The sequence below is a fragment of the Rhizobium sp. Root274 genome (assembly GCF_001429245.1).
Taxonomy (GTDB): Bacteria; Pseudomonadota; Alphaproteobacteria; order Rhizobiales; family Rhizobiaceae; genus Allorhizobium.
Genome location: NZ_LMJE01000007.1, coordinates 533,729 through 560,524, shown reverse-complemented (window position 1 = coordinate 560,524; position 26,796 = coordinate 533,729). Strand labels below are relative to the sequence as shown.

The following is a 26,796-nucleotide window of genomic DNA, read 5'->3' as shown; positions in this document are numbered from 1 at the left end:
GCCACGGTGACGGCAGTCACAATTCATGATTAATAGAATCATGTTTTATATGTTGACTCAAGTTATCATGTTTTATACGGCGTGATTACGGCAAGGTTTTCGCCTTCGCCTCGGTTTTGACGCAATCACATTCGGCCAGCCTGCAGCCCGTTCTCGGGTGCGGGAGCGCATCTCCCTGGCCTTCGAAAGGACATTCGCATGAGCCCCCGGTCCGCCAGACCTCTTCTGCTCGCCTGCACCGCTCTGGTCGCAGTCTCCGCAATCCTCCCCGCGCAAGCCCAGGACGCCACGACGCCGACGACGACCACCAGCGGCGACGAAACCCAGCTGCAGACGATCGTCGTCAAGGGCAAACGCGTGCCGACGGGATCGGTGGCGGATACGCCGGTGGCAACAACAACGGATTCCAAAACACTGCAAAAGAAGCAGGTTGATGATGTCGACGATCTCGGCAACACGGTTGAACCCAGCGTTACCTATGTCCGACAGTCGAAAAGCGTAAACATTCGTGGCCTGGAGGCCGATCGGGTCCTGACCACCATCGACGGGATCCCGGTGCCGTATTTCTTCGACACGGTCTACAATTACGGCGGCGGCGCCGATACCTATGACTTCAACTCCCTGTCCTCCGTTGATGTCTTGCACAGCGCGGATTCCAGTCGAGCCGGTTCGGGCGCGCTGGGTGGTGCGCTTTTGTTGAACACGCTTGAGCCCGATGATCTTTTGGCAGAAGGCGCGACCTTTGGGGGCATCGGCAAGCTTGGCTACGACGGTTCAGACAAGTCTTTCACTGCCTCTGGCGCTGTTGCCAAGAAGGTCGAAAACACCTCGATCATGTTCCAGTCTTCCTACAAGAAGGGCCAGGAAACCGACACTAAGGGCGATGTTGGTGGTACCCGCAGCACCCGCACCGAAGCCGACCCTATGGATTACAACCAGCGGAATTTCCTCTTCAAGATCCGCCAGGATCTTGAGGGCGGACACCGGGTCGGCCTGACCGCTGAGCATTACGGTTATAATTCCCGCAAGGACTATATGTCTTCCAGCACCTACGGCACGACGTACCGCGCCGGAGACTATGATTTGGTCCAGGAAAAGGACCGTGATCGCGTATCTTTGGATTATGAATTTGAAGCCGTTGGTGACGATAGCCTGATCGACCGCGCAGCTGCGACCGTCTATTGGCAGCGTTCGACCCGAACGGAGGGGCAGGATTCCTATCGCCTGACGGCGCCGATCGGTGAGTACGACCGATTGATGGAAAGCGAGCAGCGCGACATCGGCTTCTCCGGCTATGCCAATTCCGATTTCGCGACAGGCAGCCTCAACCACCAAGTGACTTTCGGCGCCGATTTCCGCTTCACCCAGAGCAGCTACTACCTCTCAGGCGTCGACAGCTGCTCTGTCACCTGGGTTTCCGGTTGCGCCTATTATCACACGAACCAGTCTTATTCGCCCGATGTGAATTCCTATCGGTTCGGTGCCTATGCCGAAGATAAGATCACCCTTGGTAACAGCCCTGTTTCCATCACGCCCGGCCTCCGTTTCGACTGGTACAAGGAGGATCCGCAGTCCACGGCTACGTTCGAGGGTGACATGCCGGAAGGTCAGAGTGGTACCCGCTTCTCGCCGAAGATTCGTGCCGCGTGGCAGGTTCGTCCAGACATCGAGCTCTATGCGCAGTTCGTTACGGCCTTCAAGGCGCCGAACGCCTATCAGCTCTATGTCGACTACGACAATGCGCCGCTTTATCGTTCGATCGGTAACCCGGATCTGAAGCCGGAAACCAGCTGGGGCTTCGATGTCGGTGCCAATCTCGGCGACGAAGATTTCGGTGGTCGTGTCAGTGCCTTCAGCACCCGCTACAAGGATTTCATCGACACATCCGACATCATCGCCACATCAGGTTATTTCCTAGGTACCTATCAGTTCATCAACCGTGACAATGTGCGGATCAGCGGCGTCGAGCTTGAGGCGCACAAGACGTTCGCGAACGGCATCAATCTGCACGGCTCTCTGGCCTATGCACGGGGAACCGATCTGGACAGCGACGAGCTTTTGGCCTCCGTACCGCCGCTCAAAGCGATTGTCGGGTTTGGTTATGAGCAGGAGACTTGGGGTACCGATGTCAGCCTGGTCGCTGCCAGTGCCGTCTCTGAAGATTCGGCGGCGCTGACCAAGCCGGATGGCTATGGCGTAGTGAACCTGACCGGTTGGTGGGAACCGGAACAAATGAAGGGCCTTCGTGTCCAGGCAGGCGTCTACAACCTGTTCGACAAGAAGTATTTCGACGCGCTTGAGGTGAAGAACGTAACCAACGCCTCGGACATCTATTCGGAAGCCGGCCGCTACTTCAAGGTTGCGATTTCTCAAAAATTCTAACCCCCACATCCCCTTCCACCGCCTGCGGCGGCGTCCCATCCGGGGCGCCGCCGTTTTTCGTTTACCGGCAATAGCGGAACCCGCTCTTCCGCTCGATCACGTCCAGATGCAGGTGGTCCTGGTGCGCCGCGTCGCTGCCGGGGGAGAGAACGGTGGTGAAATAGAGGCAGGCGATGGCGTTGAGCGCCCGCTGGAAAGCCGCTTCTGCCGTGCCGTCATCCTGCTTGGCGATCATCAGCGGCACGTTCTCTTTGCCGAAACTCAGTGCTGCAATGTCGATGGCATTCCCGTGAGCGTGTTCGGAAATCTTGCCCGTTTCCGCGCTGTTGCGGTTGCGGCAGACATAGCCGGAGGCCTGGGCTATGCCCGACAGGGCCGGGCGGTTGGGAAAGGCGCGGGCGGCGGCCGGGATTAGCAGGTCGCGGGTCATCCGGGCGAGGCTGAGCGCGGTTTCGCAGCGGATCGTTGCTCCCGGCTCCAGCGTTACCGTCGGCAGGATGCGGCTGACCGTAACCGGGTGGGCGATGCCGCAGCCGGTCTCGTCGTCGATTGCGGCATCCTCGGTAAACTCCGCCCCCATCGCCTTCAGATCCCGCAGGCACATGGCGAGGTCTTCCGGCGTCTCGGAGACCGGCGCCGGATCGGGTGGCGGGGGCGGTGCTTTGGCTTCAGGTTCCTCGCCTTCAGCCTTGCCGTTTTCAGACGCGGGCTTGGCGCCCTCTTCGGGCGTTGCCGGATCCGTCTTCTGATCATCCGGTGCCTGCTCGGTCGGCTGCGGCTTGTCGGGAGGGGGCGTGGTCGGAGTATTCTTTCCATCGGGTGTGTCGCGCGGATCGGGCGAGGGCGTCGGCGGCGTGCCGGGGGGAAGGGGTGGTGTCGCCGGGGTATCCGTGCTGCCGCTTGCAGATTTTACTTCCGCGGACGCGCCCTCTTTCGTGGCCGCCTGTGCGGGCTTGGGTGGCGCCGGCGGGCCGATCTCGGGCAGTGTCACACCCGTTGCCGCCAGCCAGATCAGCATCAAGCCCGTTGCGTGTCTCATGGCCGCTCCTGTCGTTTGCCCCGGGGCGGAAACGACGGGAGCGGCAAAAGGTTCGATGGCGGGGTCCGCGCAAATCCTGCTTGCGCGCCGCGTCACCTCGGGTTATCAAATCGGCCATGAAGATCGTAACGAACAACATGGCTTGGTGGTGGGCTCGCTGACGCGGCCTTGACCAGTCATGTCTTCTCGACGATTGACCCAAAGCCGCCCGGAACATCTCCTGAGGCGGCTTTTTTGTATTCAAGGCGCCGGGAGAGGGCCTCGAAGAACGGAAAAGGACTGACATGTCGACGATTTTGCTGGAAGACGGCGCCGAATCCTACCAGACGCGCGGTGGCGTGACCGTCACGCGCAAGCGCCGCCCGACGCCCTATGCCGACGCCATCTCCACCTATGTCGACAAGCTCGACGAGCGGCGGGGTGCCGTGTTCTCCTCCAATTACGAATATCCCGGCCGCTATACCCGCTGGGATACGGCGATCGTCGATCCGCCGCTCGGTATCTCCTCCTTCGGCCGCAAGGTGTGGATCGAGGCCTATAACGGCCGCGGCGAAGCGCTGCTTTCGATGATTGCCGGGGCGCTTTCCGGCGTCGAGGATCTGGCGCTCGGCACCCGCACCGCGACCCGCCTCGATCTCGACGTCAAGCTTCCGTCCCGCGTCTTCACCGAGGAAGAACGCTCGAAGATGCCAACGGTCTTCACCGTGCTGCGTGCTGTCACCGGGCTTTTCCATTCGGAAGAGGATTCGGCCATCGGCCTGTTCGGCGCCTTTGGCTATGATCTCGCCTTCCAGTTCGACGCCATCGACCTGAAGCTCACGCGGCCCGACGACCAGCGCGACATGGTGCTGTTCCTGCCCGACGAGATCCTCGTCGTCGACCACTATTCCGCCAAGGCCTGGATCGACCGTTACGACTTCACCAAGGGTGACGTCACCACCATCGGCCAACGGGAAGAGATCGCGCCCGAGCCGTTCAAGCATACCGATACGATCCCGCCGCGCGGCGATCATCGCCCGGGCGAATATGCCGAGCTCGTCACCAAGGCCAAGGAAAGCTTCCGCAAGGGCGACTTGTTCGAGGTCGTTCCCGGCCAGAAGTTCATGGAACGCTGCGATAGCAAGCCCTCGCAGATTTCCAAGCGGCTGAAGGAAATCAATCCGTCGCCCTATTCCTTTTTCATCAATCTCGGCAACCAGGAATATCTCGTCGGCGCCTCGCCGGAGATGTTCGTGCGGGTGAACGGCCGGCGCATCGAGACCTGCCCGATCTCGGGCACCATCAAGCGCGGCGCGGACCCGATCGAGGATTCGGCGCAGATCCTGAAGCTGCTTAATTCCAAGAAGGACGAGAGCGAGCTCACCATGTGCTCGGATGTCGACCGCAACGACAAGTCGCGCGTTTGCGAACCGGGCTCGGTCAAGGTCATCGGTCGTCGCCAGATCGAGATGTATTCGCGCCTGATCCACACCGTGGATCACATTGAAGGGCGGCTCCGCGACGGCATGGATGCCTTTGACGGCTTCCTTAGCCATGCCTGGGCGGTCACGGTCACGGGTGCACCCAAACTCTGGGCCATGCGCTTCATCGAGAAGCACGAAAAGAGCCCGCGCGCCTGGTATGGCGGCGCGATCGGCATGGTCGGCTTCAACGGCGACATGAACACGGGGTTGACGCTGCGCACCGTCCGCATCAAGGACGGCATTGCCGAAGTCCGCGCCGGTGCCACGCTTCTGAACGACAGCGACCCGCATGAAGAAGAAGCCGAAACCGAACTGAAGGCCTCCGCCATGATCGCCGCCATCCGCGACGCCAAGTCCGATCCGAAGTCGAAGCGCGGCGTGGCGAGCGTCGGGCAGGGGGTCAACATCCTGCTGGTCGACCACGAGGACAGTTTCGTGCACACGCTTGCCAACTACTTCCGCCAGACCGGCGCGACCGTCAACACGGTCCGCACCCCGGTGCCGGAGGAGATTTTCGACAGGCTGAACCCCGACCTCGTCGTTTTGTCGCCGGGTCCCGGTTCGCCCACGGATTTCGACTGCAAGGCGACGATCAAGAAGGCGCGGGCCCGGGAACTGCCGATCTTTGGCGTCTGCCTTGGCCTGCAGGCGCTGGCTGAAGCCTATGGCGGGGAACTGCGCCAGCTCGCCGTGCCCATGCATGGCAAGCCGTCGCGCATCCGCGTGCTCGAACCCGGATTGGTCTTTGAAGGACTTGGCAAGGAAGTGACCGTCGGCCGCTATCACTCGATCTTCGCCGATCCTTCGACACTGCATCGTGACTTCATCATCACGGCAGAAAGCGAAGACGGCACGATCATGGGCTTCGAACACGCCAAGGAACCGGTCGCGGCCGTCCAGTTCCACCCGGAATCGATCATGACGCTGGGCGGCGACGCCGGCATGCGGATGATCGAGAATGTGGTGGAGAAGCTCGCCAAGCGGAAGAAGGTCAAGGCGGCCTGAGGAGTTTGGGCGGGGCGCGGCCGGCAGTGGCCGCGCCGTTTGACACCGATCGGTGCTCGGTTACAGTGTCTTCGTGTGGTTTTAGCCATGGAGCTGATCGATGAACAAGATCATACTGACCACAGAGATCGACGCTAGCCTCAATCAGGCACTCGAAGAGATTGCGCGGTTCGACAACCGTTCCCCAGGAGACCTCGCCGACCAGGCGATCCGCAATCTCGTGGAAGAGCGCGTGGCCACGCGCGAACTGCTGCATCACGGCCTAAGTCTGATCGATAGCGGTGATGTCAAGGCCATCGATAGCGCTGAGATCCATGACTGGCTGCTATCCAATGAGGACGAATTTCCGCAAGGACGCTGAAGGCGATGCGGCTGCGCTATCTACCGACCGCCGAGTTCGGCCTTCGCTGGATGCGCCGCTACTATCGTAGCCAACCACAACTCGACGTCGTCGCGGTCTCCGCAGCCTTGGCAATAGCGGAACAAAATATCCTGACCCATCCGGAGAGCGCTGCACGCTTCGAAAATCTCGATAGGGTAAGGGAGTATCACATACGCGGTACCCCTTTCTCTCTGCTCTATGCGGTTATGCCTGATCAGGTCGTCGTCATCGACGTTCGAGACGTGCGAGGCCAAAGGAGTGCAGAGATCCTCCGGAAGTTCCTTGAGGACATAGGCGCCTCGCCGACCGACGCCTGAGATCTATCCCCCTGTGCACACCCCATCTTCCGCCTTGACCTCGCCTTAACCCTTCGGCATTACGCTGGCATCAAACGAACCGCCCGCTTTGCCGGGCGGTTTTGTCGTTTTTGGAATTGCGGCTGCAATTCACTCGCATCTGCAGGGAAGAAGGCCATGGTGGCGACTGAAGACAATCTGGTGCGCAAGCTTGCCTTCTGGGGCATCCCGCTGTCGTTTGGTGTGATGGGCCTGAAGCTGCTTGCCTGGTGGGTCACCGGCTCGGTGGCGCTTTTGTCCGACGGTCTGGAATCGACGGTCAATGTGATTGCCGCTTTCCTCGCCTATTTCGTCATCCGCTACGCGCAGAAGCCTGCCGATGACGATCATCCCTATGGTCACCACAAGGCGGAATATCTCTCGGCCGTCCTTGAGGGGGTCCTGATTGTTGTGGCAGCACTCCTGATCATCCGCGAAGCCGTGCCGGCGCTTTATGAACCATCGCTGCCGGAAGCGCCCTATCTCGGCCTTGCAATCAATGCGCTCGCCGCCGTCATCAATGCCGCCTGGGCGAGCCTGCTCATCCGCGTCGGCAAGAGCCATCGGTCGCCGGCGCTGTCGGCCGATGGCCAGCATATCATGTCGGATGTCGTCACCTCAGGCGGTGTTTTGATCGGCCTGGTGCTGGTGCTTTTCACAGGGTATGCGATCCTCGATCCGGCTCTCGCCATCCTGGTTGCGCTGAACATCATTTGGCAGGGCTGGAAGGTGATCTCCCATTCGGTCGCCGGCCTGATGGATGTCGCCGTGTCGCCGGAAGAGGCAGAGGCCATCCGCCAGGCGATCAAGGAGAATTCTCAAGGATCGCTCGGCGTGCATTATCTGCGCTCACGGCGGGCCGGGGCCGCCACCTTTGTGGCCTTCGATCTGGTTGTGCCGGAAGCCATGACCGTCAGCGATGCGCATGTCATCTGCGACCGGCTGGAAATGGCGGTGCACAAGGCGCTGCCCGGCACCCGCGTCACCATCCACGTCGAACCGGAAAACGAAATGGCGCATGGCGCCGGCGTGCAGCTCTGACGCTGCCGCGACACTTCAGGAGAAAATCATGAGCATGACCGATGTTTCCGGGCTGACCCAGCTCGGTCAGGCCGTCGAGGCCCCGACCACCCCGGAAACCGCCGTGATGGAGCGGGTGCCGAACGGCAATGCCGGCACCGACTATGTCGTGCGCTTCACCGCACCCGAATTCACCTCGCTCTGCCCGATGACCGGCCAGCCGGATTTCGCCCATATCGTCATCGATTACATCCCCGGCGACTGGCTGGTGGAATCGAAGTCGCTGAAACTCTTCCTGTTTGCCTTTCGCAATCACGGCGCATTCCATGAGGATTGCTCGGTCTATATCGCCAAGCGCATCATCGAGCTGCTCGATCCCAAATGGCTCCGGATTGGCGCCTACTGGTATCCGCGCGGCGGCATCCCGATCGATGTCTTCTGGCAGACCGGCGAACCGCCGAAGGGTGTCTGGCTGCCGGAGCAGGGGGTGGCGACCTATCGCGGCCGGGGGTGAACCCCGCCTTCGCGCGTGACGCATGGCCTTGATCACGCTACGCTCCGGTTCGCTGAACCGAACCGGAGATGTCACAATGCCGAAATTTCTCGCGGTCTTCATGATGAGGCCAGAGAGCCTGGCGCGGTTTCGCAGCCTGTCCAAGACCGAACAGGATGCCATCGATGCGGCGGGCGTGCCGGCATGGTCGGCGTGGGAAGAGCGCCACGCGGCGGCCATTGTTCAGCATGGCGGGATGGTGGGAAAGACCCTACGCGTCACCCGGGAGGGCATTGGTCCCGCGACCAATGCGATCTGCGGCACCCTGATCGTCGAGGCGGATACGGCGGAGGCTGCGGCAGGTCTCTTTTCGGATCATCCGCATCTCACCATCTTTCCCGGTGACAGTGTCGACATCATGCCCTTCGTGACCGAGCCGCCCGTCTGACTGTTTGAAAACCACCCGATGAGGCGAGGTTCAAACCGCGTCTCAAACCGTTTGCGCCGCGTTGATCGAGGAGACGAACCGTTTCGTCCGCTCACGCTGCGGATCTCGGAAGATCTGTTCGGCGCTGCCGGTCTCGACCACGACGCCGGCTTCCAGAAAAACCACCTGGCTTGCAATCTTCGAGGCGAGGCGCAGGTCGTGGGTGGCGATGACCATGGTCGTGCCTTCGCCAGCCAGCCGGCTCAAGACGTCGACCACTTCGCCCGCCAGTTCGGGATCCAGCGCCGAGGTCGGTTCGTCGCAGAGGAGAACCTTGGGCGAGGGGGCAAGAGCGCGGGCAATCGCCACGCGCTGCTGCTGGCCACCTGACAGTTCTGCCGGCCAGGCATCGGCCTTATGCGCCATGCCGACCTTTTCCAGGAGTTCGATGGCGCGGGCCTTCGCCTTGTCGCGCGACCACTTCTGCACCGTGATCAACCCTTCCATGACATTCTCGATCGCCGTCCTGTGCGGAAAGAGCTGGAAGTTCTGAAAGACCATCCCGGTCTCGCCGCGGATCTTCTGGATCTCGGAAAAGGCGACCTTGCGGTTCGGGGCAAATTCGATGGCGTGGGCACCGATCTGCACCGTGCCGGAGGTCGGCTGTTCCAAAAGGTTGATCGAGCGCAGCAGCGTGCTCTTGCCGCCACCGGAGGGGCCGACAAGGGCCGTCACGCTGCCTTCGGGCAGCGAGAGGGAGATATCGTTGAGGATGGTCGCTTGGCCGAAGCGCTTGACGATGTGAGAGAGCGTGATCATCGGTTAGCCTCCAGCATGCCGCCATAGCGGCCGAATCGGGTCTCGAGCCTCGACTGCAGGTTGGACAGGATCGAGCTCAACGCGAGATAGATGAGCGCTGCCTCGATATAGAGGATTAGCGGTTCATAGGTGGTGGCGACGATGCGCTGGGCCGACTGGAAGAGCTCCGGCACGGTGATCGCGGCGGCCAGTGACGTGTCCTTGACCAGCGAGATGAAGGTGTTCGACAGCGGCGGCACGGCGACGCGCGAAGCCTGCGGCAGGATCGTGCGGCGCATGGCCTGGCTCCAGTTCATGCCGGTCGAATAGGCTGCTTCCCACTGGCCCTTTGGCACTGACGAAATGGCAGCGCGGATGATCTCCGAGGTATAGGCGCCGACATTGAGCGTGAAGCCGATCAGCGCGGCGGTGAAGGCATCAAGCAGGATGCCGACACTCGGCAGGCCGTAGAAAATGACGAAGAGCTGGACCAGAAGCGGCGTTCCCCTGATCACCCAGACATAGAAGCGGGCGATCAGCACCAACGGTTTCGCCGCAAACAGCCGTGTCACGGCAGTGATCAGGCCGAGCGTGATGCCGAAGGCGAAGGAGAGGAGCGTCAGGGGGATGGTGAACTTCACCCCGGCCCAGAGCAGGGTCGGCAGAGAAGTCAGCATCAGGTCGAGCCAGTGCGGCATGGGGGTGTCCTTGGAGCTGCGGACTGAAACGGAACGCAGCAGAGACGCTGAGCGCCACTGCTGCGGAGGAATTTTGCATCTATCGCAGACCAGGCAAGCGGCAAGGCCGATGCGGTCTGCTGTTGCGGTTGCGGCTGGTCTCCCACCTCCCCCTTGAGGGGGGAGGTCGCCGCGAAGCGGCGGGTGGGGGTGACTGTGACGCGTGCGGCGAGATCACCCCACCCCGGAGCTTCGCTCCGACCCTCCCCCTCAAGGGGAGGGTGGATGTTACTTCGACACGTCCTGGCCGAAATAGGTGTCGGCGATCTTCTGATAGGTGCCGTCGGCCTTGATGTCGGCCAGCGCCTTGTTGATCGCCGCGACCAGGTCCGCATCGCCCTTGCGGACGATGATGCCGGAGGCGTCGGCTTCTTCCTTTTCGGCGGCAATCTTCACCGGGGCGTCGGGCTTCTGCTTCTTGAAGTCGAGGAAGGAGAGGCTGTCATTGATCGTTGCATCAGCGCGGCCGGTCAGCACCAGCTGGATCGACTGGTCGAAACCGTCCGTGCCGACAAGTTCGGCGCCGGCGGCTTCCGCGATCTTGCCGAAGTTGCTCGACAGCGACTGGGCCGAGGTCTTGCCCTTCAGGTCTTCGAAACCCTTGATCTCGTCGTTGCCATCCTTGACGATCAACACGGCCTTCGAGACGATATAGGGATCGGAGAAGTCGTACTTCTGCTTGCGCGCTTCGGTGATGCCCACCTGATTGATGACGGCGTCGTAACGGTTGGCGTCGAGGCCAGCGATCAGGCCATCCCACTTGCCTTCGACGAATTCCGCCTTCACGCCGAGCTTATCCGCCACGGCCTGGCCGATCTCGACGTCGAAGCCGACGAGCTTGTTCTCGGCATTGTGGAAGGTGAAGGGCGCATAGGTGCCCTCGGTGCCGATCTTGATGACACCGGCGGCCTTGATCTGGTCGAGGTTCTCGCCGGCAAAGGCTGGTGCGAGGATGAGGGTCTGCAGGGCTGCGGCCGCTGCAATCGTCTTGAGCCAGCTCATCGTATTTCCTTTCATTCCATGGTTCGGTGCCGCCGTCTTCGCAGATCACGACCCTCATGGGATGAGAGAAAAGAGCGAATAAAATAGGCAAATGAGAATATTTTGCTCATTCGCTTTCTTGGTCGCTTCGCGTGGCTTTGTCTGTCGGCGAACCGAAACGCAAAACCGCCGCGAAGGTTCCGGTATGGAACAGTCGCGGCGGTCAGAAGGCGCGGGCGGACAGACCGCCCGAATGTCTGTATCAGCCAAAGGCGATGGCGGCGCCGCCGACCACGGTCGCAAGACCGAGCACGCGGGCGACCGTCGGGCCGAGGCGGGAGACGGTCATGCCAAGGGCAACGCCTGCGCCATGCAGGGCGCCGGTTGCGACCAGGAAGCCGAGGCCGAACGACAGCGCACCGGCCGAGCCGAGTTCACCGCCATGGGCGTGGCCGTGGAAAAGGGCGAAGAGGCCAACGACGGCAGCAGAGGCTGCCACCGGCAGACGGACCGCAGCAGCCACCAGCAGGCCGAGGCCGATGACGGAAGCGAGGATGGCAGGCTCAACGAAGGGCAGGGAGACGCCCGCAACAGCAAGACCGAAGCCGACGGCCATCATCGAAACGAAAGCTGCCGGAACAGCCCAGAGCGCGCGGCCACCGATCTGGCTTGCCCAGATGCCTACGGCAACCATCGCGAGGATATGGTCGGCACCGAACAGCGGATGCGAGATCCCGGCCATCAGCGAGCCATGCTCGGCCGGGTTCAGGTGCGCAAAAGCGGGTGCGGTTGCCGCGGCAAACAGGGCGGCGGTGAGTGAAAGGCGTTTCAGCATGATTTGGTCCCTCTTATTGGTCGACTCATGGCGGCCGGATGTCGGTCCCGCCGGTCGTTCCCTTATGTCATCTTTCAGACTAGCGTAAGCCTCAAGCGTCTGTCCACGGCAAAGCGTCAGGCAAATCTACGTCGATTGCCGGGGGTGAGCGCTCACGGTTGCGGCAGGTGGTGACGCGGTGAGGACAGGATCTGTGGCATTGAGGGCAGGGCTTAGACCCCGCCGCCCGCCCGCGCCAGGCGCAGGCCGGCGACGATGAAACCGATCTGCAGCAAGACCCGGCCGACTGCCAGGGGCCAGGGGTGGAAGATCGGATCGGGCCGCAAAAAGTCCCAGAGATGCAGGGGCACATAGGCAAAGCACAGAAGGGCGAAGGCGAGGCCGGCGCGGGCGCGAAAGCGGGGAAAGAGCACGGCCACCCCGATCGTCAGTTCGCCCAAACCGCTGCCGAGGACTGCCAGCCTTGCCGGAAAGATCGAGGGGACGATCGGAAAGAAGATCTCCGGTGCGACAAGGTGGGTAACGCCACCCGCCAGCATGACGATCGCGACGAGGGCGGTGAGCAGGCGGGTTTCGGTCACGGCAGTCTCCGATCATGACGCGCGCGATTGCGGCGTCCCTCTCAGATGGCGCCGCGCGATGATGCGGCAAGGTCGGCCGGGCGATTGTGGCTTCAGGCCGGACCGAGCAGGATGAAGGTCTCGCTCTTCGATACGCCGTCGACGGCCCGGATGGTCGAGATCAGGTCGTTGAGCTCCGGCATGGTCGAAACTTCGAGTTCGGCGATCATGTCCCAGACTCCGTTGGTGTTGGAGAGCGTCACGACGCCCGGTAGCCGCTTGACGGTCGCCACCGGCTGTTTCGGCGGGCCGACGAGCGCGATCAGCATCATCGCCTTGATCCGGTCCTTGGCGAGATCATCCTTCAGGCGGACGGTGAACCCCTTGATCTCGCCTTTCTCCACCAGCCGGTCCAGCCGCTTCTGGGCCGTCGCCCGGGCCACGCCGAGGATCTGCGCCAGTTGCGGCACGGAAGCACGTCCATTGATGCGCAGTTCGGCGACCAGCCGGCGGTCGAGATCGTCCATGATTTCCGTTTTCGTCAGAGAGCTTTCTATTTCGGCAGTATGAGCAAGATTCGCGCCGTTTGCATGCTGTTTTATGCACTCGCTCTCGGTTAGCACTTGTCTGGTGGCAATGACGCGGTTCCGACAGGACCGTCAAAGGAGAGAGCAGGGATGAGCGAAAACAACTCCGCCAACAGGGCGCCGGCCGGCATCGATCCGGCCCGCGTCGAGGCGATCGCGCTGCGTCTCACGTCCTGGGGCAGCGAGACGGGAAGTGCCGGCGAGGCCGCATTTGCGGATCGCCTGATCGGACTGTTGCAGGAGCTTCCCTATTTTCGGGCTCATCCCGAGGATCTGAGGCTGGTCGCGAGCCATGGCGAACCGCTGACCCGCAACGTCGTCGCGCTCGTTCGCGGCAGGGGGCGTCGGACGCTTGCGCTGGCTGGACATTTCGATACGGTGTCCACCGACAATTATCATGAACTGCGGCCACTCGCCTGTGACAGCCTGGCACTCAAGGCCGCCCTCATAGACAGCCTCTCGGCGCAGCGGACCCGATCCGAGCAGGAGGAGCGGGCGCTCGCCGATCTCGTGAGCGGCGATTTCCTGCCCGGGCGCGGGCTGCTCGACATGAAAAGCGGCCTTGCCGTCGCAATCGCCTGCCTCGAACGCTTCGCGGAAAACCCGGAGCGCGAGGGCAATCTCCTCTTCCTCACCACACCCGACGAAGAGCGTGAAAGCCGCGGCATGCGCTCGCTGCGCAACGCGTTGCCGGCGCTGGTCAAGGATCTGGACATCGAGATTTGCGGCGCGCTCAATCTCGATGTGACCTCCGATCAGGGCGAGGGCGAAGAGGGGCGCGCCGTCTTTGCCGGGACGATCGGCAAGCTCCTGCCTTTCGCGCTGGTTGTCGGCCTCAGTTCACACGCCGCCTATCCTTTCGAAGGAGTGAGCGCGCAAGCGATAGGGGCCGGTATTCTCGCCGAACTGGAGGGCAATGCAGATCTTTCCGATCGCGATGCACACGACATCTCGCCGCCGCCGATCTGCCTGGAGGCAAAGGATCTGCGCGACGGCTACGAGGTGACGACGCCGGAACGCTTCTGGCTTGCCTTCAACTGGCTTTACCATGCGATGTCGGCGGACGAGCTGTTCACCCGGTTCAGAGCCTGCGTCGAGCAAGGGGCAAGCGGTGCTGTGAGCCGCTTTGCCGATCAGGCGCAGCGCTATTCTTCGATGACCGGACGCCCGGCGTCGGCCGTGCCGGCCATGCCGCGTATCCTGTCGATCGCCGAGGTCCGGCAACGCGCCGAGGAGGTGATGGGCACTGACTTTGCGGCGCGATACGAGGCCGAACAGGCCGCGGCTGGCCGGATCGACAATCCCCTGATTGCCTCGAGACAGCTCGCGACCTTTCTCGTCGATGCGGCGCGCCTCTCCGGACCTGCGGTGGTGATCGGCTTTGCCGGCCTTCATTACCCGGCGAGCCGACTTGAGCTCGACCGGGCCGAGGATAGGGCGCTGCAGTCTGCGATCGATCAGGCACGACTGGGTCTGGCCGACGATGCAGCCCGGCGCGTCAGCTGGAAGCCCTGTTTCCAGGGCATTTCCGACATGAGTTTTCTCGGACTGGCCGCCGACTCAACTGACGTCGTCTCCGACAATACCCCGGTTTCACGCCTCGTTGACCGACCTCCGGCCTCGGCTCTGCGCTTCCCGGCCGTCAATCTCGGCCCCTGGGGTCGCGAGTTTCATCAGAAGTTCGAGCGCGTGCAGCGGCCTTATGCCTTCGCCGTGCTGCCGGATCTGGTCATGACTATTGCCCGGGAGTTCCTGGCGAAGGAGGCGGATTGAGGTAGCCTCATCCGCCGCTCGCTCACTTCTTCACGCCCAGCACTTCGGCGCAGCGCGACAGGCTGAGGCCATCGCCGTCGGTGTCGTTGCTTGCCCGGATGGCGGTGATGATTCCGCCCTTGTCGGTGTTGATCTGCAGCTCGCAGAACAGCTGCTGATATTGCGGCGGGCTGATCATCTGCGGCTGCCAGAAGGGGTCGCTGGTGACGACGCGGGTGCGGGTGACCGTCTGGCCGGAGCCGTCGGTGCGGGTTTCGGTGCGAACCACCGTGCGGGCGGGCTCGGGGCTGGTATAGGTCGGGGGCACGTAACGCGTCTTGTCGCCACCGCGCCAGGTGTAGATCTTGCCCGCGGACAGCGGATACTCACCGATTGGCGGACCATAGGCGGCAAAGAACTGCTCCACCGGCTGCCCCACCCAGCGCGAGCGGGCTGCATTGTTGGCGTCTTCCGTCGTGGTGCAGGCTGTGAGCACCAAGCTTGATGCCAGCATCAGGACGGCGCCGAGAGCGCGTTGAATCGACATGCATTTCCCCTCATTGACCGGGCCGATCTTAACCTGCCCTGCGCCCGGCCCGCAAGCACCCTGCGCCTGAGGCAGCCGTTCTCCCGCGTCCAAATCTGGCCGCAAGGCCATCGGCTCATGCCTCGACATTCGCCACTTGCCGCCGCACACTCCCTTCCGAACACAGAATGCTCGGAAGGGGCCGATGATACTGCACTATAGCCGCAACCCGAACCCGCGCCTCGCGGTTGCCGTTGCCCGGCATCTCGGCTCCGCCGTCATCTTCGTGCCCGCATCGCCTTTCGCCCCGGGACAAGCGGAAACCTATCGCCGGCTCAACCCCAGTCTGTCGATCCCGATCCTGGAGGAGGAGAAGGGAACGCTCTGGGAGGCGGATGCGATTGCCTGCCGACTCTCCCGCCTGTCGAAAACTGACTTCTGGAGAATCGATGACGAGGGCGAGCCCGACATGATCCGCTGGCTGAGCTGGGGCAAGGCGAACTTCGTCATGGCCTGTGATCAGGTGCATTTTGAATACGGGACGAAGCAACGTTATGGCATGGGGGCGGTCGATATGACCAAGGTGGAGGAGGGCCTTGCCCTTTTCCACCGGTCCGCACCCATCCTTGACGCTCATCTTACATCGCGCAGCTTTCTGCTCGACAGTGGTCTTTCCTACGCCGATTTCCGGATGGCGAGTTTCCTGCCCTTCAATGATGTCGCCGGCTTGCCGCTCTCCGCTTATCCCGCACTTCAAGACTGGTATCATCGTCTCGACAGTCTGCCGTCCTGGCATGATCCGTTCGAAGGTCTCGATGCGCCCGCCCTGCCAAAGGCAATGCTTGCCGCCGAGCGCTTGCAAAGCCAGTCCTGATGGTCCCGTGCGTTCGCCAGCACGCCATGCCCAAGGCAGGCCTTGAACACGACCCGATCACTTGGCGAGGCGCAAGGACGGGTGCCCCTCCTGCTGCTATGGCTTTCGATCTCGGTCGCCGGCCGGGTGATGCCCGTCATGTCAATTGCGGAGGCCGCAGATCGTGAAAGAGACTGAAACCCGCTTGGACAGCGCCTATTGGGCGGAAACGCCGGAGGCGCTCTTTACCGCGCTCGGATCGGGGCCGGGCGGGCTGAGTTCGGCGCGCGCGGGGGTGCTGATGTCGACCCTTGGTCCCAACAGCGTTGAAGAGAGCGAGCGCCACTCTGCGCTCCGTCTCTTGCTCCGGCAGTTCGAAAGCCCGCTGGTGCTGATTCTGGCGTTTGCGGTTGCCATCTCGCTCGCCCTTCAGCAGTGGATCGATGCGGGCATCGTCTTTGCGATCGTGCTCGGCAGCTCGCTCCTCAGCTTCTTCCAGGAATACCGCGCGTCCTCCGCCGTGGCCGAGCTCAAGAAGCAGCTGACGCTCACCAGCAGCGTCATGCGCGACGGCGCGCCGGTCAGTGTGCCAACGAACGGACTCGTGCCCGGCGATGTCGTGCTCCTGTCGGCAGGCAAGCTGGTGCCGGCCGACGGGCTGGTGCTCGAGGCGCAGGATTTCCTGGTGGTCGAAGCCAGCATGACCGGTGAGACTTTTCCGGTCGAAAAGACCGCCGGTCTAGTGGCCGCCGACGCGCCGCTCGCCAAGCGCAGCAACAGCGTCTTTCTCGGCTCTTCGGTGCGCAGCGGCACGGCCCGTGTCCTCATCACCCGCACGGGTCGCGACACTGCCTTTGGCGAAATCGCGGCGCGGCTTTCCACAAGAGAGGCGGAAACCGACTTCAATCGCGGGGTCCGCCGCTTCGGCTATCTGCTGATCCGGTTGATGGTGGTGATCGTGCTCTTCGTGCTGACGGTCAACCTTCTGCTCGGCCGGCCGGTCATTGAATCTTTGCTCTTTGCCGTGGCGCTTGCGGTCGGGCTCTCCCCCGAATTGCTTCCGGCGATCATCTCCGTCACGCTGTCGGCCGGCGCGCGCAGCATGAGCAGACAGGGCGTCATCGTCCGACGGCTGGATGCGATCGAAAACCTCGGCAGCATGAGCGTGCTCTGCACCGACAAGACCGGCACGCTCACCGAGGGAGAGATCGTCATGACCGGCGCGCGCTCGCCGCAAGGCGCGTCTTCGGACGTCGTGCGGCAGTTCGCCTTTCTCAATGCGGCCTTCGAAAGCGGTATCGAAAACCCACTCGATGCAGCGATCGTTGCGGCGGGGGAGGCGGCAGGACTGACAACCTCCGGCTACCGCAAGATCGACGAGATCCCTTACGACTTCGTGCGCCGGCGGCTGACGATCGTTGTCGAACCGCAAGCCGATCCCGCCTCGCACCTGCTCGTGACCAAGGGCGCCTTCGCCAATGTCGTTGACGTCTGCACCCGCATCGCCATGGATCAGGGGGAGGTGCCGCTCGATGCCCCATCCCGGGCCGCGATCGTGGCGATGTTTCAGGCTGAAAGCGCTAAGGGCTTCCGTGTGCTCGCGCTCGCGACCAAACGGGTTGCTGCCGTGCCGCGACACGAGCGGGAGGCGGAGGAGGGCATGTGTTTTTCCGGCCTCCTGCTGTTTTCCGATCCGCCCAAGGTCGATGCTCGCGATACCCTCAGCCAGCTCTCTCAACTCGGCATCCGGGTCAAGGTGATCTCCGGCGACAACCGCTATGTGACGGCCCATGTCGCGGAAAGCGTCGGGCTCGATCCGGCCTCGCTTCTGACTGGGGAGGATCTGGCCCAGCTTGACGATGCTGCGCTCTGGCATCTGGCGCCGCGCACCGATCTCTTTGCCGAGATTGATCCGCAACAGAAGGAGCGCATCGTGCGGGCGCTGCAGAAGGTCGGCGAATGCGTCGGCTATATGGGCGACGGCATCAATGATGCGCCGTCGCTGCATGCGGCCGATGTCGGCATTTCGGTTGACGGCGCGGTCGATGTCGCGCGCGAAAGCGCCGACGTCATCCTGCTCCGGCAGGATCTCGGCGTGCTGATCGCCGGCGTCCGGCAGGGGAGGCGGACTTTTGCCAATACGCTCAAATACATCTCGATTACCACCAGCGCCAATTTCGGCAACATGATCAGCATGGCGCTCGCGGCACCGCTCCTGCCTTTCCTGCCGCTTCTGGCAAAACAGATCCTGCTCAACAATTTCCTCTCCGATTTCCCCTCGATCGCGATATCGAGCGACAATGTCGACGAAGAGGATCTCGCCCGGCCACAGCGCTGGAGCATTACGGAGATCCAGCGTTTCATGATCGTCTTCGGGCTGATCAGTTCGCTTTTCGACCTGATCACCTTCACCGTTCTCCTGAAGATCTTCCATGCCGGCGAGCAGAGTTTCCAGACGGCCTGGTTCGTGATCTCGCTGATGACCGAGCTTCTAGTGGTGCTCGTGCTGCGCAGCCGAAAGCCGCTCGGCAAGACCAGCCCGAGCCGCCTGCTGCTCTGGTCGACGCTGGCCGTTGTCCTCGTCACGCTTGCTATTCCCTATCTCGGCTCTGCTGCCACCGCCTTCGGCTTCGTTCCGCTGAGCGGGGGCGAGTTCCTCGCGACGCTCGTCATCGTCTTCGGCTATATCGCTGTCACCAGCCTCGCCAAGCGGGTCTATTACGGCCATTGGCACCGGGCGGGGTGACGAAACGCATCTGTACCTGGCTCCAGATTTGCGGTTTGCCACCCTTGCAACTTGCCGTCCAGGGGCGGATAAGCGGCTATCCGCCATTGCCGATAGACGACATGCAAAATTTCTACCGCAGGTCCAAGCTTGTTCGCCGATCCCGGGTTCTCTGGGGTTCCCTCGGCCTCTGGAAGCCGCGTCTCGTGTTCTGGACAGGTGCGCTCGCCATCGGCGTCATCTCTGTCGTGTTCGCGCGCATGGCCGACCGGGCACAGGTCGCCTTCCTGTCGATGACGGAGATCGGCGGTTTCGGGTTTCTGCTGCCGATCATCGTGACGCCTCTGGGCTTTGCGCTCTGTGCCTGGCTGTCGATCACGTTCTTTCCCAATTCGCAGGGGAGCGGCATCCCGCAGGCGATTGCCGCGCGCCATCTCCATCACGACGAAGACCGCCATCGTCTGCTGTCGCTGCGTCTTGCCTTTGGAAAGATCCTCCTGACCGTGGTCGGACTGTTGTCGGGGGCATCCATCGGGCGAGAGGGGCCTACCGTTCAGGTCGGCGCCTCGTTCATGCTGGCCGTCGCACGCTTCGGCGGCATGGCACAGGCACGCGGTCTCATTCTTGCCGGATCAGCCGCCGGCATCGCGGCTGCCTTCAATACGCCGCTCGCCGGCATCGTCTTTGCCATCGAAGAGATGGGTCGAGCCTACGAATCCCGCGCCAACGGCATCGTGCTGACCGCCGTCATCCTGTCGGGCCTTGCGTCGCTGGCACTCGCCGGCAGCTATCAGTATTTCGGCTCGACCTCGGCCGCCCCGATCGTCTGGCGGGACTGGGCGCTGGTGCCGATCTGCGGCATCGGCGGTGGTGCGCTCGGCGCCGCCTTCAGCGCGCTCGCGCTGCATCTGGGCCTGCGCATCCGCCGCTGGGCGCAGCCGGCGCCGCTTAAGCGCATGGTGCTGCTGGCCGCTCTTTGCGGGCTGGGCGTCGCGGTGATCGGCGTGGTTTCCGGCGGCACCACGTTCGGCACCAGCTATGAGCAGGCGCGCGGCGCGCTCGAAGGGGAGGCGACGCCGATGCTGTTCTTTGCAGAAAAGCTCTTTGCCAGTTTCCTCTCCATGGTGTCGGGCATACCCGGTGGCATCTTTGCGCCTTCGCTTTCCATCGGCGCCGGGTTCGGCAGCACGATCGGCCAGCTGATGGGGACGAGTGTGGCGCTCGGTGCCGTGCTCGGCATGGCCGGTTATTTCGCCGGTGTCGTCCAAGCGCCGATGACGGCCTTCGTCATCATTCTCGAAATGACCGGCAACCACGAAGCGGTCATCCCGATCATGGCCGTGTCGATGATCGGCTATGTCACCTCGCGCATCCTGTCGCGCGAGCCGCTTTATCACGGCCTGTCGCGCAACTTCATCGCCGCGGCCATTCGCGCGCGGCGGGCCAAGGCGGCGGAAACGGAGCCTGCTGGCTGAGCCGGCCGTGTCGAACTGCAACGGCGGGCTCGGGGCGCCGGTGTGCACTTCCTTGCCTGAGGCGCGCAAAACACCATATCCAGACCATCACACATCATGATGCGCCCGTCCTTCATCCGGTCGCCGAGGAGCCCTTTCTTGTTTGCCTTTGACAACTCCTATGCACGCCTGCCGGAGCATTTTCACCGGCCCGCCAAGCCCGCCGCCGCGCGGGCGCCGAAGCTCATCCGTTTCAACCATGCGCTTGCCGAAACCTTGGGCCTTGATGTCGCGGGTACCGATGACGAGCGTCTGGCGCAGGTCTTTTCCGGCCAGGTAATTCCCGTCGGGTCGGCCCCGCTGGCCCAGGCCTATGCGGGCCATCAGTTCGGCCATTTCAATCCGCAGCTCGGCGACGGGCGGGCGCTGTTGCTGGGGGAAGTCATGTCGCCGTCGGGGCAGCGCTTCGACATCCAGCTGAAGGGTTCCGGCCCGACCGCCTTTTCGCGCCGTGGCGATGGGATGGCGGCACTCGGCCCGGTGTTGCGCGAATATATCGTCTCAGAAGCCTTTGCGGCACTCGGCGTGCCGGCCACGCGGGCGCTCGCAGCAGTCTCGACCGGTGAACAGGTGGTGCGCGAAACGCTTCTGCCGGGTGCCGTCTTCACCCGGGTCGCGGCAAGCCATATTCGCGTCGGCACGTTCCAGTTCTTCGCCGCACAGGGCGACGAGGACGCCGTCCGGACGCTCGCCGACTACGTCATCGACCGGCATTATCCGGAAGCGCGGACGGCGGAAAATCCTTACCTTGCCATGCTCACGTTTGTTGCGGAACGGCAGGCACGCCTCATCGCGCGCTGGCTGTCGATCGGCTTCATTCACGGCGTGATGAACACCGACAATATGGCGATTTCGGGCGAGACCATCGATTTCGGCCCCTGCGCCTTTCTCGACGAATATGATCCCCGCAAGGTCTTCTCCTCGATCGACGAGCGGGGCCGCTACGCCTATGCCAATCAGCCGGGCATCGGACAGTGGAACATCGCGCGGCTCGCCGAATGCCTGTTGCCGCTCCTGGATGCGGACGAGGAGAAGGCAATCGAGGCGGCGAACGGCGTGCTGAAGGCCTATGGCGACGTGTTCCAGGCGGCCTGGTTGCAAGCGTTCCGCGACAAGCTCGGGATTACCGGCGAGGCAGAGGACGACCGTGCGCTGGTCAACGATTTCCTCGAGCTTCTGCATCAGGGCGGCGCGGATTTCACGCTTGCCTTCCGCATGCTGTCGAAAGTCGCGGGCGGCGCTGCCGTGGATACGCTGGCCGATCTCTTCACCTCTCCGCTGGGACTGTCCGATTGGCTGACGCGCTGGCGGGCAAGGATCGATGACGGCCGCACGGCGGCGGAACGGCAGGCGGCGCTGGAGGCCATCAACCCGGCGCTTATCCCGCGCAATCATCGCATCGAGGAAGCGATCGCCGCCGCCGTCTATGGCGATTTCTCCTTTTTCCATCGTCTGGTCGAGGCGCTTGCCACACCCTATGTTGAGGATCCGGAGACAGCCGATCTGCGGCTGCCCCCGACGCCTGAGGAACGGGTCACGCGGACCTTTTGCGGCACGTGAATTTACCCTCAGCCGACCTCCAGAGCCCTGATGTTGGAGAGGAGGTCGGGTCCGACAGGCTCCCAGCCGAGGGTAGCTCGGGTGCGGGCCGAGGAGGCCGGCATGTCAAGCGTCGTGAAGCCGATCATCGGGCCGAAATGATCCTGCGCCTGCTCCGGTGTGAGCGACGCCACGGGAATGTCCAAGGCCTCGCCGATGGCACCGGCGATGTCGCGCAGGCTGACCGCTTCTTCGGCCACCGCGTGATAGCGCGCTCCCCGTTCCGCGCGGTCGAGGGCAAGGCGGAAGATGCGAGCCGTGTCGCCGAGGTGGCAGGCTGACCAGCGGGTGGCTCCGTCTCCAATATAGGCCGCACGCCCTTTGGCACGCGCGATGTCGATCAGGAAGGTCACCAGCCCCTGGCGCCGTGTGTCGTGGATCTGCGAGAGCCGCATGGTCGACAGGTTCACGCCATCATCGAGCAGAGCCTGACCGGCGCGTTCGGAGGCGATGCGCGGGTTCCGGTGATCGAGATCCAGCACATCTTCCCGTGCCAGCTCGCCATGGGCTGCGATCCCCATGCCGACGCCGGAGGTGATCAGAAGCGGTCGGTCAGACCCGATCAAAGCCTTGCCGAGTGCGGCGATGGCGACGGCGTCCTTCTGGCAATTGGCCTGGAAATTCGAGAAATCGTGGTCGAAAGCCAGGTGAATCACGGCATCGGCCTTCTCCGCGCCCCGCGTCAGGCTGGCGGGATCCTCCAATGTGCCGAGATGCGCCTCGACGCCCGCCGCGCGCATCTTTGCTGCTCCTTCTTCGGAGCGGGTGAGGCCGAGCACCTGATGGCCGGCGGCGAGCAGTTCGGGAACGACGGCGGAACCGATGAAGCCGGTCGCGCCGGTGACGAAGATAAGCATTTTTGTCTTCCTGCGTTGTTGATGCAGACAACAGATCACAGGTCTGCTATCCTGTTAAAGTAGTGACGTTATCATGGTATAATTCTTCTCAGGATTGGGATGCTCGCCCATGGCTGCGACGACATTGGCGTCCTTTCTCAGGGATCGCCGCGTGCGGCTCGATCCGGCCACCTTCGGTCTGTCGGGCCGGCGCCGCACCCCCGGTCTCAGACGCGAAGAGGTGGCGCAGCGGGCCAATATCAGCCCGACCTGGTATACCTGGCTGGAACAGGGACGGGGCGGCGCACCATCGGCGGATGTGCTCAACCGGATTGCGCGCGCCATGCTGCTGACGGAAGCCGAACGCGAGCACATGTTCATGCTGGGGTTGGGGCGGCCACCGGAGGCGCGGTACACGACGATCGAAGGTGTCAATCCGCGTCTGCAGCGTTTCATCGATCAACTGGAGAGCTGCCCGGCCATTATCAAGACGGCGACCTGGGAGGTCGTCGCGTGGAACAAGGCGGCGACGGTCGTTCTCTCGGATTATGGCAAGCTTCCGCCGGGCCAGCGCAACATGCTGCGTTTCCTGTTCACCAATCCGGAGGTATGGACCAAGCAGCACGACTGGGAGACGGTGGCCCGCTTCGCCGTTGCGGCGTTCCGGGCCGATGCTGCTCGGGCCGGAGCGGTGTCGCAGGTTCAGCAACTGGTCGAGGAACTGTCGGAGGCAAGCCCGGATTTCCGCCGGATCTGGAACGACAACCAGATCAGCGTGCCGGGCGAGGGCGCCAAGCGTCTCGTCCATCCGGTTCTCGGCGCCATCGATCTCGAATATTCGGCCTTTGCCGTCGATGGCAGGGTCGATCTCAACCTGATGGTCTATACGCCAGTCGATCCCAAGGTGGCGGAGCATATCCGCAGATTGGTCGGTGCAGGCGCGACGGGCGCGCATTCGAAGAGTGATCTCGTCGGGGTTTGAAGACAGGCCCGACGTCAATCGCCACCGCGTCGCGAAATTGTCCCATTGCCAGCGTCGAATGACAGGTCTCCAATCCGAGCCTGTTCATCTCCCGATTCTCCTCGCTTCCCCGCCCGGGAATGCCCTTTTCCAGAGCCCTTTTATGCTGCGCTTTTTCGAGACGATTATTGTTCCGACCGCCCGCGAGACGCCCGGCAATCCGCCGGAAGGGCTCCTCCGCTTCTACTGGTTCTTCGTGCGCCAGGCGAAAGGCCTGTTCATCGCGCTGATCTTTGCCAGCCTGTTTGTGGCGCTGGCCGATGCCGCGATCCCCGTTTTCATGGGAAAACTCGTGAAGGTGCTGACGGCGTCCAGGCCGGACCAGGTGTTTGCCGACGGCGCCTCGCTGATCTTCGGCCTCATCCTCCTCGTGCTTGTCATCCGGCCGCTGGTCACGGCGCTCCAAGGTCTCGTGCTCAACCAGGCGATTGCGCCCGGTGTCACCAATATGGTGCGCTGGCAGAGCCACTGGCATGTGATCCGCCAGAACCTCTCCTTCTTCCAGAATGATTTTGCCGGGCGGATCGGTTCGCGGGTGCTGGAAATCGGCCACACGCTGCGAAGCTCCGTCGTCTCGGTCATATCAGTCGTCTGGTATCTGGTGGCGCTCGGCCTGATCACCTCCGGCATTCTGGCGGCCGCCAGCTGGTGGCTGGTGCTGCCGGTGGCGCTCTGGACGCTGGCCTATATCGGCTTCCTCATCGCCATCGTGCCGCAGATCCGGCGCGGCTCGAAGGCGATTGCCTATGCGCGGTCCGATTTCGTTGGCCGCATCGTCGACAGCTATACCAATATCATGACGGTGAAGCTCTTCGCCCGGCCGGAAGAGGAAGACCAGTTCGTCCGCGAAGCCGTCGACCAGCACACGTCCCGCATGATCACCCAGCATCGCTGGCTGTCGCTGTTCTCGCTCGGGCTGACGCTGCTCTCGGGCCTGTTGATCGCCAGCACCACCTGGGTTGCGATCAAGCTCTGGGCGAATGGTGCCATCGGCATCGATATCGTCGCCATGGTTCTGCCGATGACCCTGCAGATTTCCGGCACCTCTGCCCGTGTCGCCCAGGAAATCACGCAGATATCCGATCAGGTCGGCACCGTGCACGAGGCGATGGACACGATTGCCAAGCCGATCGGGCTGACCGACCCGCTTTCCGCCAAGCCGCTTCAGGTGACAAAAGGTGCCATCCGCTTCGACAAGGTCTCCTTCCATTACGGCCGCAAGGGCGGCATCATCGAAGACTTCTCGCTCGACATCAGACCCGGCGAGCGCATCGGCCTGGTCGGGCGCTCCGGTGCCGGAAAGTCGACGCTGGTCAATCTTCTGCTGCGCTTCTACGACGTCGAGACCGGCCGCATCACCATCGACGGCCAGGACGTGGCTGAGGCGACACAGGCGAGCATCCGCCAGCACATCTCTGTTGTCACGCAGGATACCTCGCTGCTGCATCGCTCGATCCACGAGAACATCGCCTATGGCCGCCGCTCGGCCACCCGCGCCGAGGTGATCGAGGCGGCGCGCCAGGCGCATGCGGTCGAGTTCATTGAACAGCTCAGCGACTGGCACGGCCGCACTGGCTTTGACGCCCATGTCGGCGAACGCGGCGTCAAACTCTCCGGCGGTCAGCGCCAGCGTATCGCGATTGCCCGCGTGATCCTCAAAAACGCGCCGATCCTCATCCTCGACGAGGCGACCTCGGCGCTCGATTCGGAAGTCGAACAGGCAATCCAGGCAAGCCTCGAAGACCTGATGCAGGACCGCACCGTCATCGCCATCGCCCACCGCCTCTCGACCATCGCCGCCATGGACCGGCTGGTCATTCTCGACAAGGGCCGGATCGTCGAGCAGGGCACGCATGGAGAGCTGCTGGCATTCGGCGGCCATTATGCCGGGCTTTGGGCGCGGCAGTCGGGCGGATTTCTGGAGGCGGAGGGGTGATTCCTATGCAGATTGCGGGCCCCAAAGTCCCCCTCTGGGCTGCCGCCGATCTCCCCCACAAGGGGGCGAGACTGTGCGGCAAGCGCTCGGCTTTCCGTGCGAATTGTGCCGGCGGGTTAAGTCCTCCCCCTTATGGGGAGGGTTTGGGAGGGGACTTGTTTCTCCACAACCCACAAAAAAAGGCGCCCCTCGCAAGGCGCCTTTCTTGTCTCCGATGATTGAAACCGATCAGATGGCCGGCTGCAGCGTCATCGAGGTGCCGGTGGCGGCGATGTTTAGGCCGAGCTGGCCTGTGACGCTGACCGGCTGCAGGTGGATCGAGCCGGAGGTGCCGCCAAACAGCACATTGGCGCCGACGCCGGCACCGATCGTTGCTTCCGCCGTCGCGCCGCCATAAAGGCCGCCGAGCGAGCCCTTGTGGTAGCCGGCGGTCGGGGCAAAGACGGCCCAGATGATGCGACCCTTGGCAGTGTAGCCGAGGTCGACGCCGAACTTCTTGATCGAGCCGGAATAGGTGTCGAGCGGCTCGCCGTCGACAACAGAGGTGAAGGCGCAATCGGCGGTCTTGGCCGAACCCAGCACATAGCCGAAGCCGGAGCCGATCTGGCAGTCGAGATAACCGATGCGCACGCCGCCGACGCGGTCGCTTTCCTGGGCAACCGGAGCGGGTTCCGCATAGGTCATGTCGGCCGCGTGAGTGGTGCCGGCAGAGGCCAGCATGGGCAGGGCGGCAAGGCTGGCCGCGATCAGGGTCTTCATGGCAATTCTCCTTCCATGTTCTGCTGCCCGTCGGGGAGGTGGCCGTTATCGGCTTCTCGGGCAGCGTGGAACAACGTTTAAGCGCCAAGATTGATCCAACTGAGGCGGGAGATGGGCAGTAACGTGGCGATTTGGCTTGAATCCCCGGCTTTCTGCGCCCTGAGACCCTGGTCGCGCCCCAGCGGTCCGTGACTCGTGTGTCCTTCACATCCCCGGCTTGCGGAACATTCG

Annotated in this window: 24 protein-coding genes; 14 read left to right on the top strand and 10 right to left on the bottom strand. The window is 63.0% G+C overall.

Going from position 1 to position 26,796, the window contains the following annotated elements; all coding sequences use genetic code 11:
• The first annotated feature begins 198 nt into the window (after positions 1-198).
• On the top strand, positions 199-2,382 hold the full coding sequence (locus ASE36_RS11655; RefSeq protein WP_062279477.1) for a TonB-dependent hemoglobin/transferrin/lactoferrin family receptor: 2,184 nt from the start codon (positions 199-201) through the stop codon (positions 2,380-2,382).
• Positions 2,383-2,443: 61 nt separating this feature from the next.
• Here ASE36_RS11655 and ASE36_RS11650 read toward each other — a convergent pair whose 3' ends face one another.
• Positions 2,444-3,421 carry an extensin family protein gene (locus ASE36_RS11650; RefSeq protein WP_062611312.1) on the bottom strand — a complete coding sequence of 326 codons (978 nt, stop codon included), beginning with the start codon at positions 3,419-3,421 and terminating at the stop codon, positions 2,444-2,446.
• Between the two features lie 284 nt (positions 3,422-3,705).
• Between ASE36_RS11650 and ASE36_RS11645 the strand changes: the two genes are divergently transcribed.
• The 6 genes from ASE36_RS11645 to ASE36_RS11620 all read left to right on the top strand — a co-directional run bounded on the left by ASE36_RS11645 (position 3,706) and on the right by ASE36_RS11620 (position 8,567).
• Positions 3,706-5,889 (top strand): anthranilate synthase, encoded by a 2,184-nt coding sequence (locus tag ASE36_RS11645; protein WP_062279473.1) that lies wholly within the window; start codon positions 3,706-3,708, stop codon positions 5,887-5,889.
• Positions 5,890-5,989: 100 nt separating this feature from the next.
• Positions 5,990-6,250, top strand: coding sequence for a hypothetical protein (locus tag ASE36_RS11640; RefSeq protein WP_062279471.1), 261 nt, complete (start codon positions 5,990-5,992; stop codon positions 6,248-6,250).
• 5 nt (positions 6,251-6,255) lie between these two features.
• Complete coding sequence (locus tag ASE36_RS11635) at positions 6,256-6,588, top strand: hypothetical protein (RefSeq protein ID WP_062279469.1); 333 nt, start codon at positions 6,256-6,258, stop codon at positions 6,586-6,588.
• A 156-nt stretch (positions 6,589-6,744) separates the two neighbouring features.
• Positions 6,745-7,647 (top strand): cation diffusion facilitator family transporter, encoded by a 903-nt coding sequence (locus ASE36_RS11630; RefSeq protein WP_062279466.1) that lies wholly within the window; start codon positions 6,745-6,747, stop codon positions 7,645-7,647.
• A gap of 28 nt (positions 7,648-7,675) precedes the next feature.
• Positions 7,676-8,140, top strand: coding sequence for a preQ(1) synthase (queF, locus tag ASE36_RS11625; RefSeq protein ID WP_062281264.1), 465 nt, complete (start codon positions 7,676-7,678; stop codon positions 8,138-8,140).
• 76 nt (positions 8,141-8,216) lie between these two features.
• Positions 8,217-8,567: a hypothetical protein gene (locus ASE36_RS11620; protein WP_062279464.1), complete on the top strand. Its 351-nt coding sequence runs from the start codon at positions 8,217-8,219 to the stop codon at positions 8,565-8,567.
• A 42-nt stretch (positions 8,568-8,609) separates the two neighbouring features.
• On the opposite strand, the gene ASE36_RS11615 is transcribed toward ASE36_RS11620, so the two are convergent.
• The 6 genes from ASE36_RS11615 to ASE36_RS11590 all read right to left on the bottom strand — a co-directional run bounded on the left by ASE36_RS11615 (position 8,610) and on the right by ASE36_RS11590 (position 12,984).
• Positions 8,610-9,365, bottom strand: a complete 756-nt coding sequence (locus ASE36_RS11615; protein ID WP_062279462.1) for an amino acid ABC transporter ATP-binding protein — start codon at positions 9,363-9,365, stop codon at positions 8,610-8,612.
• Positions 9,362-10,042 (bottom strand): amino acid ABC transporter permease, encoded by a 681-nt coding sequence (locus ASE36_RS11610; RefSeq protein WP_062279460.1) that lies wholly within the window; start codon positions 10,040-10,042, stop codon positions 9,362-9,364. Before ASE36_RS11610 ends, ASE36_RS11615 begins: the two co-directional genes overlap by 4 nt.
• 267 nt (positions 10,043-10,309) lie before the next feature.
• Entirely contained in the window at positions 10,310-11,083 is a 774-nt protein-coding gene (locus ASE36_RS11605) for an amino acid ABC transporter substrate-binding protein (protein ID WP_062279457.1), read from the bottom strand.
• Between the two features lie 241 nt (positions 11,084-11,324).
• The gene (locus ASE36_RS11600) at positions 11,325-11,897 is read right to left on the bottom strand and encodes a HupE/UreJ family protein (protein WP_062279455.1); all 573 of its coding nucleotides are present in this window, start codon (positions 11,895-11,897) and stop codon (positions 11,325-11,327) included.
• A 212-nt stretch (positions 11,898-12,109) separates the two neighbouring features.
• Positions 12,110-12,478, bottom strand: coding sequence for a hypothetical protein (locus ASE36_RS11595; RefSeq protein ID WP_062279454.1), 369 nt, complete (start codon positions 12,476-12,478; stop codon positions 12,110-12,112).
• Positions 12,479-12,570: 92 nt separating this feature from the next.
• Positions 12,571-12,984: an Lrp/AsnC family transcriptional regulator gene (locus ASE36_RS11590; protein ID WP_062279452.1), complete on the bottom strand. Its 414-nt coding sequence runs from the start codon at positions 12,982-12,984 to the stop codon at positions 12,571-12,573.
• Positions 12,985-13,134: 150 nt separating this feature from the next.
• Between ASE36_RS11590 and ASE36_RS11585 the strand changes: the two genes are divergently transcribed.
• Positions 13,135-14,817 (top strand): M20/M25/M40 family metallo-hydrolase, encoded by a 1,683-nt coding sequence (locus ASE36_RS11585; RefSeq protein WP_062279450.1) that lies wholly within the window; start codon positions 13,135-13,137, stop codon positions 14,815-14,817.
• Positions 14,818-14,839: 22 nt separating this feature from the next.
• On the opposite strand, the gene ASE36_RS11580 is transcribed toward ASE36_RS11585, so the two are convergent.
• Positions 14,840-15,343, bottom strand: coding sequence for a hypothetical protein (locus ASE36_RS11580; protein WP_062279448.1), 504 nt, complete (start codon positions 15,341-15,343; stop codon positions 14,840-14,842).
• A gap of 184 nt (positions 15,344-15,527) precedes the next feature.
• Between ASE36_RS11580 and ASE36_RS11575 the strand changes: the two genes are divergently transcribed.
• From ASE36_RS11575 to ASE36_RS11560, 4 genes are all read left to right on the top strand, one after another.
• Positions 15,528-16,196: a glutathione S-transferase family protein gene (locus ASE36_RS11575; protein WP_062279446.1), complete on the top strand. Its 669-nt coding sequence runs from the start codon at positions 15,528-15,530 to the stop codon at positions 16,194-16,196.
• Between the two features lie 163 nt (positions 16,197-16,359).
• Complete coding sequence (gene mgtA / locus ASE36_RS11570) at positions 16,360-18,921, top strand: magnesium-translocating P-type ATPase (protein ID WP_244474725.1); 2,562 nt, start codon at positions 16,360-16,362, stop codon at positions 18,919-18,921.
• Positions 18,922-19,022: 101 nt separating this feature from the next.
• Positions 19,023-20,375 carry a chloride channel protein gene (locus ASE36_RS11565; protein ID WP_062279442.1) on the top strand — a complete coding sequence of 451 codons (1,353 nt, stop codon included), beginning with the start codon at positions 19,023-19,025 and terminating at the stop codon, positions 20,373-20,375.
• 99 nt (positions 20,376-20,474) lie between these two features.
• Positions 20,475-21,974 (top strand): protein adenylyltransferase SelO, encoded by a 1,500-nt coding sequence (locus tag ASE36_RS11560; protein WP_062281262.1) that lies wholly within the window; start codon positions 20,475-20,477, stop codon positions 21,972-21,974.
• 8 nt (positions 21,975-21,982) lie between these two features.
• Here ASE36_RS11560 and ASE36_RS11555 read toward each other — a convergent pair whose 3' ends face one another.
• Positions 21,983-22,870 (bottom strand): SDR family oxidoreductase, encoded by an 888-nt coding sequence (locus ASE36_RS11555; protein WP_062279441.1) that lies wholly within the window; start codon positions 22,868-22,870, stop codon positions 21,983-21,985.
• A gap of 109 nt (positions 22,871-22,979) precedes the next feature.
• On the opposite strand from ASE36_RS11555, the gene ASE36_RS11550 reads away from it, so the two are divergent.
• On the top strand, positions 22,980-23,831 hold the full coding sequence (locus ASE36_RS11550) for a helix-turn-helix transcriptional regulator (protein WP_062279439.1): 852 nt from the start codon (positions 22,980-22,982) through the stop codon (positions 23,829-23,831).
• 142 nt (positions 23,832-23,973) lie between these two features.
• Complete coding sequence (locus ASE36_RS11545) at positions 23,974-25,806, top strand: ABC transporter ATP-binding protein (RefSeq protein WP_062279437.1); 1,833 nt, start codon at positions 23,974-23,976, stop codon at positions 25,804-25,806.
• Between the two features lie 228 nt (positions 25,807-26,034).
• On the opposite strand, the gene ASE36_RS11540 is transcribed toward ASE36_RS11545, so the two are convergent.
• The gene (locus ASE36_RS11540; RefSeq protein ID WP_062279435.1) at positions 26,035-26,565 is read right to left on the bottom strand and encodes a DUF992 domain-containing protein; all 531 of its coding nucleotides are present in this window, start codon (positions 26,563-26,565) and stop codon (positions 26,035-26,037) included.
• Between the last annotated feature and the right edge of the window lie 231 nt (positions 26,566-26,796).